Source organism: Streptomyces sp. NPDC006372 (assembly GCF_040612515.1).
Lineage (GTDB): Bacteria > Actinomycetota > Actinomycetes > Streptomycetales > Streptomycetaceae > Streptomyces.
The window spans coordinates 1-15,624 of the sequence record NZ_JBEXQJ010000045.1 but is presented as its reverse complement, the minus strand read 5'-3'; the positions used below and the strand labels follow the sequence as shown (position 1 = coordinate 15,624).

Annotated in this window: 14 protein-coding genes and 1 pseudogene; 11 read left to right on the top strand and 4 right to left on the bottom strand. The window is 71.5% G+C overall.

What is annotated here, in order from left to right; translation table 11 throughout:
• Positions 1–9: 9 nt before the first annotated feature.
• Positions 10–1,440 carry a S1 family peptidase gene (locus ABZ016_RS38330; protein ID WP_356921380.1) on the bottom strand — a complete coding sequence of 477 codons (1,431 nt, stop codon included), beginning with the start codon at positions 1,438–1,440 and terminating at the stop codon, positions 10–12.
• 744 nt (positions 1,441–2,184) lie between these two features.
• On the opposite strand from ABZ016_RS38330, the gene ABZ016_RS38325 reads away from it, so the two are divergent.
• The 6 genes from ABZ016_RS38325 to ABZ016_RS38300 all read left to right on the top strand — a co-directional run bounded on the left by ABZ016_RS38325 (position 2,185) and on the right by ABZ016_RS38300 (position 9,729).
• Complete coding sequence (locus ABZ016_RS38325) at positions 2,185–2,400, top strand: hypothetical protein (RefSeq protein ID WP_003994898.1); 216 nt, start codon at positions 2,185–2,187, stop codon at positions 2,398–2,400.
• Between the two features lie 137 nt (positions 2,401–2,537).
• Complete coding sequence (locus ABZ016_RS38320) at positions 2,538–3,344, top strand: HlyD family efflux transporter periplasmic adaptor subunit (protein ID WP_356921379.1); 807 nt, start codon at positions 2,538–2,540, stop codon at positions 3,342–3,344.
• Positions 3,341–5,566 carry an NHLP family bacteriocin export ABC transporter peptidase/permease/ATPase subunit gene (locus ABZ016_RS38315; RefSeq protein WP_356921378.1) on the top strand — a complete coding sequence of 742 codons (2,226 nt, stop codon included), beginning with the start codon at positions 3,341–3,343 and terminating at the stop codon, positions 5,564–5,566. Before ABZ016_RS38320 ends, ABZ016_RS38315 begins: the two co-directional genes overlap by 4 nt.
• A gap of 1 nt (position 5,567) precedes the next feature.
• A complete protein-coding gene (locus tag ABZ016_RS38310; protein WP_356921377.1) occupies positions 5,568–8,393 on the top strand; it encodes an NHLP bacteriocin export ABC transporter permease/ATPase subunit in 2,826 nt (941 codons plus the stop codon).
• Between the two features lie 82 nt (positions 8,394–8,475).
• Complete coding sequence (locus ABZ016_RS38305; protein WP_356921375.1) at positions 8,476–9,483, top strand: Ppx/GppA family phosphatase; 1,008 nt, start codon at positions 8,476–8,478, stop codon at positions 9,481–9,483.
• Positions 9,484–9,531: 48 nt separating this feature from the next.
• Positions 9,532–9,729: a hypothetical protein gene (locus ABZ016_RS38300; RefSeq protein WP_356921374.1), complete on the top strand. Its 198-nt coding sequence runs from the start codon at positions 9,532–9,534 to the stop codon at positions 9,727–9,729.
• Positions 9,730–9,743: 14 nt separating this feature from the next.
• Here the strand turns inward: ABZ016_RS38300 and ABZ016_RS38295 are convergent, their stop codons facing one another.
• Complete coding sequence (locus ABZ016_RS38295; RefSeq protein WP_356921373.1) at positions 9,744–10,352, bottom strand: flavodoxin family protein; 609 nt, start codon at positions 10,350–10,352, stop codon at positions 9,744–9,746.
• A 76-nt stretch (positions 10,353–10,428) separates the two neighbouring features.
• On the opposite strand from ABZ016_RS38295, the gene ABZ016_RS38290 reads away from it, so the two are divergent.
• The 3 genes from ABZ016_RS38290 to ABZ016_RS38280 are packed head-to-tail and all read left to right on the top strand — an operon-like array spanning position 10,429 to position 12,319.
• Positions 10,429–11,457, top strand: coding sequence for an iron-containing redox enzyme family protein (locus ABZ016_RS38290; RefSeq protein WP_356921372.1), 1,029 nt, complete (start codon positions 10,429–10,431; stop codon positions 11,455–11,457).
• A gap of 21 nt (positions 11,458–11,478) precedes the next feature.
• Complete coding sequence (locus tag ABZ016_RS38285; protein ID WP_356921371.1) at positions 11,479–12,132, top strand: HemK2/MTQ2 family protein methyltransferase; 654 nt, start codon at positions 11,479–11,481, stop codon at positions 12,130–12,132.
• On the top strand, positions 12,113–12,319 hold the full coding sequence (locus tag ABZ016_RS38280; RefSeq protein ID WP_356921370.1) for a CDGSH iron-sulfur domain-containing protein: 207 nt from the start codon (positions 12,113–12,115) through the stop codon (positions 12,317–12,319). Before ABZ016_RS38285 ends, ABZ016_RS38280 begins: the two co-directional genes overlap by 20 nt.
• Before the next feature lie 149 nt (positions 12,320–12,468).
• Here the strand turns inward: ABZ016_RS38280 and ABZ016_RS38275 are convergent, their stop codons facing one another.
• Positions 12,469–12,903 (bottom strand): protease inhibitor, encoded by a 435-nt coding sequence (locus tag ABZ016_RS38275; RefSeq protein ID WP_356921369.1) that lies wholly within the window; start codon positions 12,901–12,903, stop codon positions 12,469–12,471.
• A gap of 325 nt (positions 12,904–13,228) precedes the next feature.
• Between ABZ016_RS38275 and ABZ016_RS38270 the strand changes: the two genes are divergently transcribed.
• Entirely contained in the window at positions 13,229–13,792 is a 564-nt protein-coding gene (locus ABZ016_RS38270; protein WP_356921368.1) for a hypothetical protein, read from the top strand.
• Positions 13,793–14,111: 319 nt separating this feature from the next.
• The gene (locus tag ABZ016_RS38265; RefSeq protein WP_356921367.1) at positions 14,112–15,281 is read left to right on the top strand and encodes a lactate 2-monooxygenase; all 1,170 of its coding nucleotides are present in this window, start codon (positions 14,112–14,114) and stop codon (positions 15,279–15,281) included.
• A gap of 58 nt (positions 15,282–15,339) precedes the next feature.
• Here ABZ016_RS38265 and ABZ016_RS38260 read toward each other — a convergent pair.
• Positions 15,340–15,624: pseudogene (locus ABZ016_RS38260) on the bottom strand (hydrolase); the annotation flags it as partial.

Below are 15,624 nucleotides of genomic sequence, written 5' to 3'. Positions count from 1 at the left end.
GGGTTCAGGTCAGCGGGACTCGGTCAGACCGGAGTTGTCCTCGACGCCCTGGCCCGCGTCCTGACCGGCACCGGCGTCCTGACCGGCACCCGCGTCCTGGCCGGCTCCGGCGCCCGCTTCCTCGCCTCCGGCCTGCTCTCCGGCACCGGCTTCCTCACCAGCACCGGCACCGGCCTCCTCACCGGCGCCCGCACCGGCCTCGCCACCGGCACCGGCCTCGCCACCGGCACCGGCCTCTTCACCGGCACCCGCTTCCTCGCCGGCACCGGCGCCGGCACCGCCTTCCTCGCCCGCACCGGCGCCACCCGCACCGCCTGCGCCGCCCGCGCCGAGCGTCGCGCCGACCGCCTCCAGAGCGGTGGTCACCGGCTGGAAGAACGTCTCACCACCGGCCGTGCAGTCGCCGCTGCCGCCCGAGGTCAGGCCGATCGCGAGACCGTCCTGGGTGAACAGGGAGCCACCGCTGTCGCCGGGCTCGGCGCAGACGTCGGTCTGGATGAGGCCGGTGACGGTGCCCTCCGGGTAGTTCACCGTGGCGTCGAGCCCGAGCACCTGGCCGTCGTTGAGACCGGTGGTGCTGCCCATCCGGAAGACCTGCTGACCGACGGTCGCCTCCGCGGCCTCGGTGATCTGGACGGTCTGGTCACCGGTGTTGACCTCGCTGGGCGCCTCGGTCGCCGGGTCGTCGTACTTCACCAGTGCGAAGTCGCCGTTGCCCGGGAAGGTGGACTGGTCCACGGTGGCGATCGGCTGACCGCCCTGGGTGTCCGACCACTCGTTGCCGCCGAGCGTGCAGTGACCGGCCGTCAGGAAGGCGGGAGAACCGTCGCCCGCGGTGACGTTGAAGCCGAGGGAGCAGCGCGAGCCGCCCGCGAAGATGGCGTCACCGCCCGAGACGAACGGCTTGAAGGTGCCCGACGACTTCTTGACCGTGGCCATGCCGGAGCCGAGGCTCTGCACGGTGCTCTCCAGTCTGTCCCACTTGGCACCGGTCACGGTGCTGTCGGCGGTCACCAGGAGCTTGTTGGTACGCGGGTCGATCGACCACGAGGTGCCCGCGATGGTCGCCTCGGACTTCAGCGTCGAGGCCCCGTCCTGGAGCTCCGACCAGCTGTTCTCGACCTCGCGCACCTTCGCGCCGGCCGCCTTCGCCTGCACGATCACGTTGTTGTTGTCGCCCGGGACGACGTTGACGACGAGCTGCTGGCTGTCGCCGTCGTAGTAGGAGCCGCCGAACGCCTCACCGAGGAGCCCGGAGAGCTGCGAGGCGAGATCCGAGGCGTCGCCCGCCTTCAGGGTCTTCGGCGCGGCGGCCGCGTCGTCGGACGAACCGTCCTGCGACGCGTTGGCGTTGGGGAGCAGGATCGCGGCCGCGCCCAGCGCCACCACGCTGCCCGCCGCTATCGCGGCCTTGCGCTTCGGAATTCGCTTGTGACTCAAACTTCTCTCCTCCTGGGGGACGGAGTATGTGCCGCCGTCCGGCAGCAGTTGGGGGGCGCCTGGATGGCTGTTGGTACGCACGGGCCGCGTGGGGCGTTCAATTCCGTTTGCAAGTGATCCCTTCGCATCGCGGAATCAGCCAACTCCCGCCGCCCGCACACCGACCGCGCGGTCTGCGACTGCCCTGGTCACACAGGCGGGCCCGGAACTCCGGCCGCTGCAGACCGGTAGTCACCCATGGCCGGATGACGGCCTTTCAGCCGCAGGCCCCTCCCCAGCCCTCCCGAATCGACACGGTCCGTATCCGCCCGGAAGCGATCTGTTGCGATCGCCGAGTTGAATCCCACCTTCAGCGAATCTGCACATCGAATGCTCAACCCGGTCACCGAGTCGAGGGTTATCCACACGCCCGCCGCGCGGCTCACGCCTTTGGGGCGGGAGTGCCGGATTCGCCACCCCGAGAGACAGGGGACCGAATGAGCCGATGCCGTGGCGCATGTGAAGGACTCGCCACGGTCGCGTGCGCACATCTGCACGCTTCGGTGCCGCTGGGGCGCAAGTTGCCTGGTGAGACGGGTGGTTGATTGGAAGCGCGCACCGGCAGCGTGCTTTGATCCTTCGCATCGCGGGGCCACACAGGGCACTCGGAAACGGGAGTCCGGCACTCGCGGTCGCGGCCGTCATCTGTCCCCAGAGGGGGCCGCTCCCCCCTTGTGAGATATCCATACGAAGGGAAGTTCCATCATGAACTCCACCCCCCAGGTTGAGACCGTCGAGATCGCTGACGCCCAGCTCGACGCCATCTCCGGCGGCCTGTCCGTGAACGCCGTGAACACCGTCACCGACACCGTTGACGGCATTGCCCCGGTCTCCGGCCTGGTCGACACCGCCGTCGGCACCGTCGAGGGCGTCACCGGCCTGAACACGGCCCCGGTCACCGGCCTGGTCTCCGGCCTCTGATCGAGCCCTTGTGCCGTTGATTCCCGGAACCGCAGCCGGCGGTTCCGGGTTCTTCGGGTTCCGTAAGAACCTCCGCTACGGCCGCCAGAACCCCTGAAACGGCTGTACGTACCTCTTCTACGGGTGAGGGAAGTTCCTTGCAGTTCCGCCAACAGGCCCTCGCCAAGCTTCAGTCACCGGAGGAACTCGACCTGCCGGTGCGTTTCGCCCGACCGCAGGGCTGGCTCGTCCTCTCGGTGACGGTGGTCGCGATGGCGGCCGCCTCGGTGTGGGCGGTGACCGGCTCGGTGGCCTCCACCGTCAGCGCGCCCGCCATCCTCACGCACGGGCAGGGCAGCTACCTCCTCCAGAGCCCCGTCGCGGGCCAGGTGACCGCGGTCCTCGCCAAGCAGGGCGAGCAGGTGCCCGCGAACACCCCTGTACTGAAGGTCCGTACGGCCGAGGGCGAGACCGTCGTCCGCACGCTCGATGCGGGCCGGGTCTCCGCGCTCGCCGCGACCGTCGGGCAGATCATCCAGACCGGCGCGAACGTCGCCGCCGTCGAGAAGGTCGCGCACGCCAAGGACACCTTGTACGCGACGGTCTACGTCCCCGCCGAGAACGCCGCCTCGATCCCCGACGACGCCGCCGTGGACCTGACCGTGCAGTCGGTGCCCACCCAGGAGTACGGAGTGCTGCGCGGCCATGTGAAGTCGGTGGACCGCTCCGCCCAGTCCCCGCAGCAGATCGCCGCGTTCCTCGGGGACAGCCAGCTGGGCGAGCAGTTCACCAAGAAGGGCAGGCCGGTGGCCGTGACGGTCCGGCTGGACAGGTCGTCCGCCACGAAGAGCGGCTACAAGTGGTCGTCCGCGGACGGACCGCCGTACAAGCTGACCTCCATGACGCTGGCCTCGGGTTCGATCAAGCTGGCCGACCAGCGTCCCGTCGACTGGCTGCTGCCATGAGCGCGACCGCACAGGAGCCACGGAGCCGGCGCCGCGCCGCTCCGCCGAAGCGCAAGGTGCCCAAGGCCGCGGCGAAGACGGTCCGCACACCGACCGTGCTCCAGATGGAGGCCGTCGAGTGCGGCGCCGCCTCCCTCGCGATGGTGCTCGGCCACTACGGCAAGCACGTCCCGCTGGAGGAGCTGCGCATCGCCTGCGGCGTCTCCCGTGACGGCTCGCGCGCCAGCAACCTCCTCAAGGCGGCCCGCAGTTACGGCCTGACGGCCAAGGGCATGCAGATGGACCTGGCCGCGCTCGCCGAGGTGAAGTCGCCGGCCGTCCTGTTCTGGGAGTTCAACCACTACGTCGTCTACGACGGCATGGGCCGCCGCTTCGGCCGTCGCGGCGTCTACATCAACGACCCCGGCAAGGGCCGCCGCTTCGTCCCCATGGAGGACTTCGACGGCAGTTTCACCGGTGTCGTACTGGTGATGGAGCCCGGCGAGGACTTCACCCGGGGCGGCCGCAAGCCGGGCGTCCTGGGCGCGATGCCCGCCCGGCTGCGCGGCACCGCGGGCACCATGCCCGCCGCGGTCCTGGCCAGCCTGCTGCTGGTGGCGGTCGGTGCGGCGGTGCCCGCGCTCAGCCGCACCTACATCGACGAGTTCCTGATCGGGAACCAGACCTCGCTGCTCGGCGTGCTGTTCGCGTCGATGGCGGCCTGCGTGCTGCTCACGGTCCTGCTGACCTGGCTCCAGCAGGCCAACCTGCTGCACGGCCGCATCATCTCCTCCACGCTGTCCAGCGCCCGCTTCCTGCGGCATCTGCTGCGGCTGCCGGTGACGTTCTTCTCGCAGCGCAGCCCGGCCGACCTCGTACAGCGGCTCCAGTCCAACGACGCGGTCTCCGAGACCCTGTCCCGTGACCTCGCGGCCGCGGGCGTGGACGCGGTCGTGGTCGTCCTGTACGCGGTGCTGCTGTACACCTACGACCCGCAGCTGACGTTCGTCGGCATCGGTGTGGCGCTGCTGAACATCGTGGCCATGCGGGTCGTCGTTCGCCTGCGCGCCACTCGCACGGCGAAGCTGCGCGCCGACACGGCCCGGCTCACCAACACCGCCTACACCGGTCTGCAGCTGATCGAGACGATGAAGGCGACCGGCGGCGAGGACGGCTACTTCCGCAAGTGGGCGGGGCAGCACGCCACCACGCTGGAGGAGCAGCAGCGCCTCGGCGTGCCGAGCGCCTACCTGGGTGTGGTCGCGCCGACGCTCGCCACCCTCAACAGCGCCCTGATCCTCTGGATCGGCGGCATGCGGGCGGTCGAGGGACACATCTCGGTCGGTCTGCTGGTCGCCTTCCAGGCCCTCGTCACCCGGTTCACCGCCCCGCTGACCCGGCTCAACGGCGTCGCGGGACGCATCCAGGACTTCGCGGCGGACGTGGCACGGCTGAAGGACGTGGAGAACTTCAAGGCCGACCCGCTCTACGGCCGGCCCGGATCCGGTGAGTCGACCCGTCGTCTGCAGGGCCATGTGGAGCTGGAGAACATCACCTTCGGCTACAGCCCGCTCGACAAGCCGCTGCTCACCGGCTTCGACCTGACGGTCGGTCCGGGGCAGCAGGTCGCGCTGGTCGGCGGCTCGGGCAGCGGCAAGTCCACCGTGTCCCGGATGATCTCCGGCCTGTACGCGCCCTGGGAGGGCGTGATCCGTATCGACGGACAGCGCATCGAGGACATTCCGCGCGGGGCGCTGGCCGCCTCCGTCTCCTTCGTCGACCAGGACGTGTTCCTCTTCGAGGGGACGATCCGCGACAACGTGGCGCTGTGGGACCCGTCGATCCCGGACGACGCGGTGGAGGACGCGCTGCGGGACGCCGCCCTGTACGACGTGGTCATGCGGCGTCCCGGCGGCATCCACAGCAAGGTCGAGCAGGACGGGCGCAACTTCTCCGGCGGGCAGCGCCAGCGCCTGGAGATCGCGCGGGCGCTGGTGCGCCGGCCGAGCATCCTGGTGCTCGACGAGGTGACGAGCGCGCTGGACGCGGAGACCGAGCTGGTCGTGATGGACAACCTGCGCAGGCGGGGCTGTGCCTGTGTGGTGATCGCGCACCGGCTCAGCACCGTCCGCGACAGCGACGAGATCGTCGTCCTGCAGCACGGCACGGTCGTGGAGCGGGGACGGCACGAGGAACTGGTGGCCCGCGGCGGCGCGTACGCCGCGCTGGTCAGGGAGCGGTGAGATGACGACCGTTCACGAGGGACACGAGGGCGACCTCGTCCTGGGCGCGTTCGGGCAGATGGGCTCGCGCATGGACTGCGCCGGGTTCAACCGCCTGGACCTGGAGGGCCCGCAGGTGCTGTGGCTGGTCGCGGCGGGCGCCGTCGACCTGTTCGCGGTCGACGCCGGCCAGCAGGGCCACTGGCACCACCTCGGCCGGCTGGAGGCGGGGTCGCTGGTGCTCGGCCCGGTGGCCGGGCCGGAGCACACGCTGGTGGCCCGCCCACTGCGGGACTGCGTGGTGCACCGCATCGGTCTGCGCGAGCTGTACCAGCCCGCCGACACCGCGACGTGGTCGTACGACGAGTACGGCAACCCGCAGTACGTGCCGCCGACGACGAGTCCGCTGGAGTACGCGCTCGCGCTGGGTGTGGGCCGCAGCCTGTCCATCCTCTTCCAGGCGCCGATGGCGACCGAGCGGGCCGCCGCGCCCACGGACGACGACGTGTTCTGGATGCAGGTGCCGCCCGGCAGCGTGCAGTACGGCTCGCTCTACGGCGCGGAGGCGGCGGCCGATCTGCTGATCGATCCGGCGCTGTGGCAGAGCATGGTCGACCAGCAGTACCGGCTGCTGACCACGCTGGACCGGTGGATCGAGCAGCTGGAACGCACCCACGAGACGCGCACCGCCGAGGGCATCAAGGCCGGCGAGGCGGTGCGTGCCCAGGCCGACCAGACACTGCTGGCCTCCATCGGCAAGCGCTCGTCGAAACGGACCACCGCGGCCGACGCCGACGCCTCGTACGCGGCGTGCAAGCTGGTCGCCCAGGCCGCCGGGATCACACTCGCCGAGCCCGCCCAGAAGGGCACCGGCGGCGACCGCCTCGACCCGGTGGAACAGGTCGCCCTGGCCTCCCGTGTCCGCACCCGGGCGGTACGCCTCGACGGGCGCTGGTGGCGGGACAACGTCGGGCCGCTGGTCGGTCACCGTGCCCTGTCGGGCGCGCCGGTGGCGTTGCTGTGGCGCCGCGGCGGATACGTGGCGGTCCATCCGTCCACGGGCCGTGAGACACCGGTCGAGAAGGCCAACGCCGACGAGTTCGAGCCGCGCGCGGTCATGTTCTACCGGCCGCTGCCCGAGCGGAGTCTCAGCCCGCTCAGGCTGCTGCGGTTCTGCATGCAGGGCATGCGCGGCGACCTCGCGGGCCTGCTGCTCAGCGGTCTGGTCACGGTGGCGATCGGCGCGCTGGTGCCCATCGCGACCGGCAAGGTGCTCGGCGAGTTCGTGCCGAAGGCGCAGACGGACCTGATCGTGCAGGTGTGCCTGGCGGTGATGCTCAGCAGCGTGGTGTCGGCGGCCTTCATGCTGTTGCAGAACATGACCATTCTGCGGCTGGAGGGCCGGGTCGAGGCCACGCTCCAGCCGGCCGTGTGGGACCGGCTGCTGAGGCTGCCGACGAAGTTCTTCACCGAACGTTCCACCGGTGAACTGGCCAGCGCGGCCATGGGCATCAGCTCCATCCGCAGGCTGCTGGCGGGAGTCGGCCCGACGGTCGCCCAGTCGGTGACGGTCGGGGCGATGAACCTGGGGCTGCTGCTGTGGTTCAGCGTGCCGATGGCGATGGCCGCGATCGGCATGCTCGTCGTCATCGCGGCGGTGTTCCTGGCGCTGGGGCTGTGGCAGGTGCGCTGGCAGCGGCGGCTGGTCGTGCTCTCCAACAAGCTGAACAACCAGGCGTTCCAGACGCTGCGCGGCCTGCCCAAGCTGCGGGTGGCCGCCGCCGAGAACTACGCGTACGCCGCCTGGGCCTCGGAGTTCGCGCGCAGCCGGGAGCTCCAGCAGAAGGTCGGCCGCATCAAGAACCTCACGACGGTGCTGGGCGCGGTGTACCTGCCGCTGTGCACGCTGCTGATGTTCATGCTGCTGGCGGGCCCGGCCCGGGGCTCGATGTCGGCGGCCGCGTTCCTCACCTTCAACACCTCGGTGACGATGGTGCTGACCTCCGTCACCCAGCTGACCGGCTCGTTCGTCTCGGCGGTGGCCGCGCTGCCGCTGTTCGAGGAGATCAGGCCGGTTCTGGACGCGACGCCCGAGGTGCGCACGGCGAGCACCCGGCCGGGTCCGCTGTCCGGCGGGATCGAGGCGCGGCGGCTGTCGTTCCGCTACGCGGACGACGGCCCCCTGGTCCTGGACGACGTGTCGTTCGAGGTGCGGCCGGGCGAGTTCGTCGCGGTCGTCGGCCCGAGCGGCTGCGGTAAGTCGACGCTGTTGCGCCTGCTGATCGGCTTCGACCGTCCGCTGTCGGGCAGCGTCCTCTACGACGGTCAGGACCTGGCCGCCCTCGACCAGTCGGCGGTGCGCCGCCAGTGCGGTGTGGTGCTCCAGCACGCGCAGCCGTTCACCGGCTCGATCCTGGACGTCATCTGCGGCACCGAGCCGTACACGCCGGAGGAGGCGATGGCGGCGGCGGAGATGGCCGGGCTCGCCGAGGACATCAAGCGGATGCCGATGGGGCTGCACACCATCGTCTCGGGCAGTGGTGCCGTCTCCGGCGGTCAGCGCCAGCGGCTGATGATCGCGCAGGCGCTCATCCGCCGGCCGCGCATCCTCTTCTTCGACGAGGCGACCAGTGCCCTCGACAACGAGACGCAGCGCACGGTCATCGAGAGCACCAAGGCCCTCAACGCCAGCAGGGTCGTCATCGCGCACCGGCTGTCGACGGTGATGGACGCCGACCGGGTCGTGGTGATGGAGGACGGCAAGGTCGTCCAGCAGGGTCCGCCCGCGCAGCTCCTCGCCGACACGAACGGCCGGCTGCACGAGCTGGTGCGACGCCAGATGACCTGACGCGAGCCGTCACCTGGCCGATCTTCGGCGTACTCGGCGGGCCGTTCCGTTGGTCCGCCCTGGAAATGGGTACCCACCGGCCATGCGAATCAGCGTGGTGGACGTGGGATCGAAGACGGTCAGACTGGTGGTCGCGGACGCGGACGGTGGGGTACCGCTCCCGGTGCACACCGCCAAGTGGCGGCTCAGGCTGTCCGAGCAGGTCACACCGGGGGGACCCGTCCCGGAGCAGGCCGTCGAACAACTGGTGCACGCGGTCGCGGAGGCGAGCCGGACCGCGTCCCGGTGGGGCGCGGCCGGGCCGCTGGCGTTCGCGACCGCCGTGGTGCGCAACGCGCCCAACCGGCATGAGGTGCTGCACACCGTCCGGGCCCGTACGGGCGTGGCCCTGTGCACCCTGCCCGGCGAGGTCGAGGCGGAACTGACGTTCCTCGGCGCCCGGCGCTGGATGGGCTGGCGTTCGGGGCCGCTCGCCCTGCTCGACATCGGCGGCGGTTCGTTCGAAGTGGCTTTCGGCCGCGGCCGGTTGCCCGACTTCGTGGCGTCCCTGCCGCTGGGTGCGGGACGGCTCACCCACGAGTTCTTCGGGGACGAGGACCCGCCCGCGCCGGAGCGGGTGCGGGCGATGCGCCGCAAGGTCCGCCACCAACTGCGGGACGTCGCGGCGCGGATTCGCTGGGAGGGCCCGCGCACCGCGGTCGCCACCTCCCGCACGTTCCAGCAGCTGGGGCGGCTGTGCGGCGCGGCGCCCGGACGCCACGGCCCCTTCGTGGACCGGCAGTTGCACCGCGCGGAACTGCGGGAGGCGATCGCCAGGCTGGCCGCGCTGCCCGTCGCCGAACGCGCTCACCTGCCCGGCATCTCCGCGCCGCGGGCCGCGCAGAGCCTGGCCGGTGCGGTGGTCGGGCACACCGCGATGAAGCTGACCGGCATCAAGTCCGTCACGGTCTGCCCGTGGGCGATCCGCGAGGGCGTGTTGCTGCGCCACATAGAGGACGGTCCGTCCTGGTGGGCGGAGATCACCCGCCAGAACGAAGAGGCGGCCCTTCCCGACCCGGTGCCGTTGCGCATCGCCACCGCCTCCAGCTGAAGTCCCGCACACAGGAACGAACGCACCGAACGCAGGAAGGAGACACCTGTGTCCCAGAACAAGGACCACAACCACCGCGACCACTCCGAGCAGCCCGAGACGGCACTCGAGGAGGTACTGCGCGAGGTCGAGGACGCCGAGAACCACACCCAGGACACCGCTGAGCAGCGCCGCCACCGGGGCGAGGCCGGAGACGCCACCACGCCGAACACCCGTGCGCAGGAGGAGTCCGAGGGAGAACAGTAGGTGACGGGCCCGGGCTACTGCGGCGGCGGACCGAGCGGCCGCTGTTCCAGGGCCCGTGCCACGCCGAGCAGGTTGGCCGCCATGGCCCGCCCGGTCGACCGCGCCCAGTCGTGGCCGCGCTCGGCGTCGAGGTAGCTGGGCCCCGGTCCGGGCCCCTGGTTCCAGTAGGTCCACGCCTGGCCGGGGATCGTGTAGCCGATGTCCTCGAGGCCGCCCGTGATCTCGTTGATCACGTGGTGCGCCCCGTCCTCGTTGCCGGTGACGACCACGCCCGCCACCCGGTTGCAGGCGACCGGGCGGCCCTGGTCGTCGGTCTCGGACATCATGGCGTCCATCCGCTCCAGCACCCGCTGGGCCACGGAGGACGGGCCGCCGAGCCAGGTCGGCGAGGCGATGACGAGGATCTCGGAGTCGAGCAGCCGCTCGTGCACGCCCGGCCAGGCGTCGCCCTCGTGCACCGGCTCGCTGGTCACGCCCGGGGCGATGTCCAGGTCGACCGCCCGCACGACCTCGACGTTGACACCGTCCTTCTCCAGCTGCTCGACGACCACCCCCGCCAGCGCCTCGGTGTTCGAGGTCTCCGGCGACTTCTTGAGAGTGCAGTTGACCACCAATGCCTTCATGGCATGCCGGGGTACCCCTCGATACCGGTGCCAAGCGGGCGGGTGACCCCGGGCTCCGGCCGGGTACCCGGCGCGCATGGCGCACGACCGTGAAGAACCAGAACCCCGTGAGCCGGGGCTCCCCACCCCGCGCGGGCCGCTGAGCAGCGGCGTCGAGTCGTATCTGCGGGGCGCGGGCAGGCTGCCCCGCCTGGAGGAGGTAGCCCGGGCCGCCGTGTACGGGGAGGACCTCCAGCTGGCCCTGTACCTGTGCTACGAGCTGCACTACCGCGGTTTCGAGGGCGTGTCCCCCGATCGCGAGTGGGACCCCGACCTGCTGCGCATCCGGGCGGCCCTGGAGCACCGCTTCCTGTCCGCCCTGCGCGCCGACGCCCGGGTCCACGACAGTGTGGACGAGGCACTGGCCGGTCTTCTGGTCGAGCCCGTCGACGGCACCGGCGTCACCCACTTCCTGCGCGACGAGGGCGACCTGTGGCATGTGCGGGAGTACGCGGCCCAGCGCTCGCTCTACCATCTCAAGGAGGCCGACCCGCACGCCTGGGTGCTGCCGCGGCTCTGGGGGCGGGCGAAGGCGGCGATGGCGGCGGTGGAGTTCGACGAGTGGGGCGGTGGCCGCGCCGACCGTGTGCACGCCCGGCTGTTCGCCGACCTCATGGCCGACCTCGGCCTGGACACCACGTACGGCCGTTACCTCGACGCCGCGTCCGCCGAAGCCCTGGTCACGGTGAACCTCATGTCCCTGTTCGGCCTGCACCGGGCCCTCAGAGGCGCTCTGGTCGGCCATTTCGCCACGGTCGAGATCACCTCGTCACCGGGATCGCGACGCCTCGCCGAGGCGATGCGCCGTACCGGCGCGGGGGCGGCCGCCGAGCACTTCTACGACGAACACGTCGAGGCCGACGCGGTCCACGAGCAGGTGGTACGCCATGACGTCATCGGCGGTCTGCTGGAGCGGGAGCCGCATCTCGCCCCGGACGTCGCCTTCGGCATCGACGCCACCGAGTTCGTCGAGGAGCGCTTCGGCGCCCGGCTGCTCGCCGACTGGCGTGCGTCATGCTCGTCACTGCGCACCCCGCTTGCCCGGGAAACCGCCCATATCTCCTGATGGCCGGGGTACTCGCGTGGCGTGAACCCACTCGTACCCCCGGGCGTGTACGCCCCGCAGGAGGACACCGAGCTGCTGGCTGGTGCCCTGTTCGACGAGCCGTTGCCCCCGGGCGCGGAGGTGCTCGACGTGGGCACCGGGACCGGCGCCCTCGCCTTGGAGGCCGCACGCCGGGGCTTGTGCGTGACCGCCGTGGACGTGTCCCGGCGGGCGGTGTGGGCCGCCCGGCTCAACGCCGCGCGGGCCGGTCTCTCGGTCCGCATCCGGCACGGGAACCTCTTCGATCCCGTACTGGGCGAGTCCTTCGACCTGATCCTGGCCAATCCGCCCTACGTGCCGGCCCCGGGCGGAGCGCGAGAGCCACACGGCGCGGCCCGGGCCTGGGACGCGGGCGATGACGGACGGCTCGTTGTGGACCGCATCTGCCGGGAGGCGCCCGGGCTGCTGCGTCCGGGCGGGGTGCTGCTGCTGGTGCAGTCCGCGCTCAGCGGCCCGGACCTGACCGTGCAGGAGCTGCGCGCGTCGGGGCTGAAGGCCGCGGTGACCCGCCGCCGGCGGATCGCGTTCGGGCCGGTGCTGCGCGGCCGGGAACGCTGGCTGCGGGAGCGGGGGCTGCTCTCCTCCGCCGAGAACCGGGAAGAGCTGGTGGTGATCCGTGCCGAACTCCCCGTCTGACCCGTCCGCGGCTCCGCGCCGCGTCACCGTCCAGCGCAAGGGCCCCCTGCTGATGGAGGGCCCGGTGGAGGTGGAGCTGGAGGACGGCTCCGTCGTCACCTCCGACCGCTTCCGCGTGGCCCTGTGCACCTGCCGGCGCAGCCGGCGCTACCCGTGGTGCGACACGAGCCACCGCGACCGGGCGTGACCGTACCGGCCTGAGGAACGCCCAGGGGCCGGCGGGCGGCCCCACTCCGCCCGCCGGCCCCCTTGTACGAGATCGCAGGTTCCCGCGACGGCGGCCCGGCTCCCCAGCCTCGAACCGCCGTACCTCACGGGAACGGCGCGATCCCGGTCCTAGAACGCGAAGACGCCGGAACCGTGGGCGTTCTTCACGCACTCGTTGGAGAAGGTGCGCTCGTAGGACACTCGCTGTCCCTGCCAGACACCGTCGACGGTGACGACCACCGGGTCGTACTGCTTGGTGCACACGGCACCCTCGCCGGCGGTCAGGGCGCGGATGTCGCCACCGACGCCGCGCAGTTCCGCACAGGCCGAGCCGGCCACCGGGTGGGTCCCGGAGGGCTTCGGGAAACAGGTCAGAGTGACCGCGCGTTCCGGAGTCGCTGCGACCGCGCTCTCGCCGTGGCCCACCGTGAGGACGAGGGCCGACGGGGCGTAGAGCGCGGTGGGGGCCTGACCCGGGTCGGCGAGTGCGGCCCCGGAGAGGGGTCCGCAGACGGCGGTGGCCGTCAGTCCGAGAGTCATGGCCCAGCGCGCGGTGTTCCGCATTGTGTGCATCCTTCCGCTCGATTACGGGGTGTGCCGGCCCGTGCTCGATCGGTGCCCGGGACGGCGAGCGCGAGTCTGCCGAGTCCGCCGCCGAAACACACATCGACCCCACGGGTTTCAGTAACCTTGCGTATTGAATCAGTGGCGCGAAGTTACGGAATCCGCATGGCCGAAGCCCGTAACTGCGCGGTCCCCGGGGACATGAAGCGGCCAGATGGCCGATTCCCGCATGTTCGTTAATAGGCCTGAAACATTCCGGTTCCGCTCTCGGCCGACCGCTTCGCAACCCCTTGTGTTCATGCTCCGGTCGAGTAATCGTCATTACATGATTACGAATGAGCAGAGAGAGAAGCTGCGCGGCTGGTTCGCCGGCCGCCTCCCCGACGACCTCTTCGAGGAGCTGACCGAGGTCACGGTCGACCGCGAGGAGATCATGGTGGTCGGCCGCATCCCCGGACCGCGGCTGGCCGAGGACGCCTCGGCCGCCGAACGCGAGGCGGCCCTGGAAGGCCGGGTGCAGGAGTTCCGTGAACGCACGCGCGAGGACCGGATGGCGGTGGCCCGGGAGGCCGAGCACCGGTTCGGCCGCAAGGTGTCCTGGGGCGTGGACTGCGGCGGGCGGCGCGCGCTCTTCACGCATGTGGCCGCGCCCGTGATGACGCGGCTGCGCCAGCCGGAGCGCCAGGTCCTCGACACCCTGATCGCCGGCGGCGTCGCCCGCAGCCGCAGCGACGCGCTGGCCTGGTGCGTGCGCCTGGTCCAGCGTCACACCGACGACTGGCTCGCGGAGTTGCGCGACTCCCTCGAGCACGTGCATCGGGTACGGGCCCAGGGACCGGACGCGGAGCCGGACCCCGACCATGCTCCGCACCCTTCCGGCGAGTCATGAGCGATGAGTGGAGGATTCGTCCACCGGCAACGCCGAGAATGGATGAACCGTCCTCTGGCGTAGATCGTCTTCGCCGTCCTACGGTCGGCACTACCCCAGAGGACGGCTTCCGCGCGCCGCCGCACATCCCGGCGCCGGCGAGCGGCCGTCCGCCCCACCACCGCGTCACCCCACGCTCCACCGTCCCGTCACCGGGCCCGCGCGGAGGGGGCGCCGCCGGAGCGGGTAGTGGCCTGATCCGCGCCCGCACATACCGCTCGGTATCGTCGGCCCGACGGCACGGTCTCGACGAGGAGACGACGAGAGGCGGTTGCGTACGGTGGGCAAGCACTGGGCGGACTTCCAGTACGAGATCTATCTGAACGGGATGACGGGTGCCGTACCGCGGCTGCCCACCGAACTGACCCGGCTGGAGGAGCTGACCGAGCAGCGGCTCGGGCCCGGCCCGGTCGGCTATGTGGCGGGCAGCGCCGGGAACGGCAGCACCGCCCGAGCCAACCGGGCGGCCCTGGAGCGCCGCCGGATCGTGCCGCGCGTGCTGCGGGACGTGCACGAGCGGGACCTGTCGGTCGAGGTGCTGGGCCGGACCCTGCCGGCTCCGCTGGCGCTGGCCCCCGTCGGGGTGCTGTCGATCATGCACCCCGAGGCCGAGACCGCCGCGGCCCGGGCGGCCGCCGCCCAGGGCGTGCCCTTCGTCCTGTCGTCCGCGTCGAGCACACCCATGGAGCAGGTCGCCGAGGCGATGGGCGACGCCGAGCGGTGGTTCCAGCTGTACTGGCCCAGGGACCCGGAGGTGGCCCGCAGTTTCCTGAACCGGGCGAGGGCGGCCGGGTTCGGCGTGCTCGTCGTCACCCTGGACACGCCGCTGCTGGCGTGGCGGCCACGCGATCTGGACCAGGCCTATCTGCCGTTCCTGCACGGCGTCGGCACGGCCAACTACTTCTCGGACCCGGCCTTCCAGGCGGGATTGGCCAAGCCGGTGCACGAGGATCCGAACGCGGCCGTGATGCATTTCGTCGGGATGTTCGCCGACCCGGCCAAGACCTGGCCGGACCTGGCGTTCCTGCGGGAGAACTGGGACGGCCCGATCGTCCTCAAGGGTGTCCTGCACCCGGACGACGCCCGGGAGGCGGCGGAGGCGGGCATGGACGGTGTGGTCGTCTCCAACCACGGCGGGCGGCAGGTGGCCGGTTCCGTGGCCGCGGCCGACGCGCTGCCCCGCGTGGCGGAGGCCGTCGGGGACCGGCTCACCGTGCTTTTCGACAGCGGTGTCCGCACCGGCGACGACATCTTCAAGGCACTCGCCCTCGGCGCCAGGGCCGTCCTCGTCGGCCGGCCGTACGTCTACGGTCTCGGCCTCGACGGCCGGCCCGGCGTCGAGCACGTCATCCGCTGCCTGCTGGCCGAACTCGACCTCACCCTGGCCCTGTCGGGCCACGCCACACCGAGCACGATCGGTCCGGCCGACCTCGCCGACGGCCCGGCCTGACAGATGAGCTGCGCGGCGTGTCCACCGCGCAGCCCCGCTCAGGCTCCGAGCTCCGTGCTCACTGCGTCCGGCCGTCCGGCAGGGTCACCTGTCGTGCCGTCGGGTCGTCCTGCTCCTCGATCGAAAGGGAACCCGCCGTCGTGGGTACCGGCTCCGGCTGCCAGCGCTGGCCGTCGGAGCGGTCCCGGACCTTGACGACGATGTCGGCGTCCGGGTCGCCGTCGGTGGAGGCCAGGGCGAGCTGCTCGTCCCAGCGCGGCAGCAACTCCCCCCGCACGGTGAGGTCGTAGCGCACGTCGTCGGCCCGCTCGTCGTCGTCCTCGGCGCAGGTGCCGAGGACGAC

Bases quoted from the DNA above. Each gene is read 5' to 3' on its own strand.
- ABZ016_RS38325 (WP_003994898.1), top strand. From the start codon at position 2,185: ATGAACTCCACCCCCCAGGTTGAGACCGTCGAGATCGCTGACGCCCAG.
- ABZ016_RS38315 (WP_356921378.1), top strand. From the start codon at position 3,341: ATGAGCGCGACCGCACAGGAGCCACGGAGCCGGCGCCGCGCCGCTCCG.
- ABZ016_RS38310 (WP_356921377.1), top strand. From the start codon at position 5,568: ATGACGACCGTTCACGAGGGACACGAGGGCGACCTCGTCCTGGGCGCG.
- ABZ016_RS38305 (WP_356921375.1), top strand. From the start codon at position 8,476: ATGCGAATCAGCGTGGTGGACGTGGGATCGAAGACGGTCAGACTGGTG.
- ABZ016_RS38295 (WP_356921373.1), bottom strand. From the start codon at position 10,352: ATGAAGGCATTGGTGGTCAACTGCACTCTCAAGAAGTCGCCGGAGACC.
- ABZ016_RS38290 (WP_356921372.1), top strand. From the start codon at position 10,429: ATGGCGCACGACCGTGAAGAACCAGAACCCCGTGAGCCGGGGCTCCCC.
- ABZ016_RS38275 (WP_356921369.1), bottom strand. From the start codon at position 12,903: ATGCGGAACACCGCGCGCTGGGCCATGACTCTCGGACTGACGGCCACC.
- ABZ016_RS38270 (WP_356921368.1), top strand. From the start codon at position 13,229: ATGATTACGAATGAGCAGAGAGAGAAGCTGCGCGGCTGGTTCGCCGGC.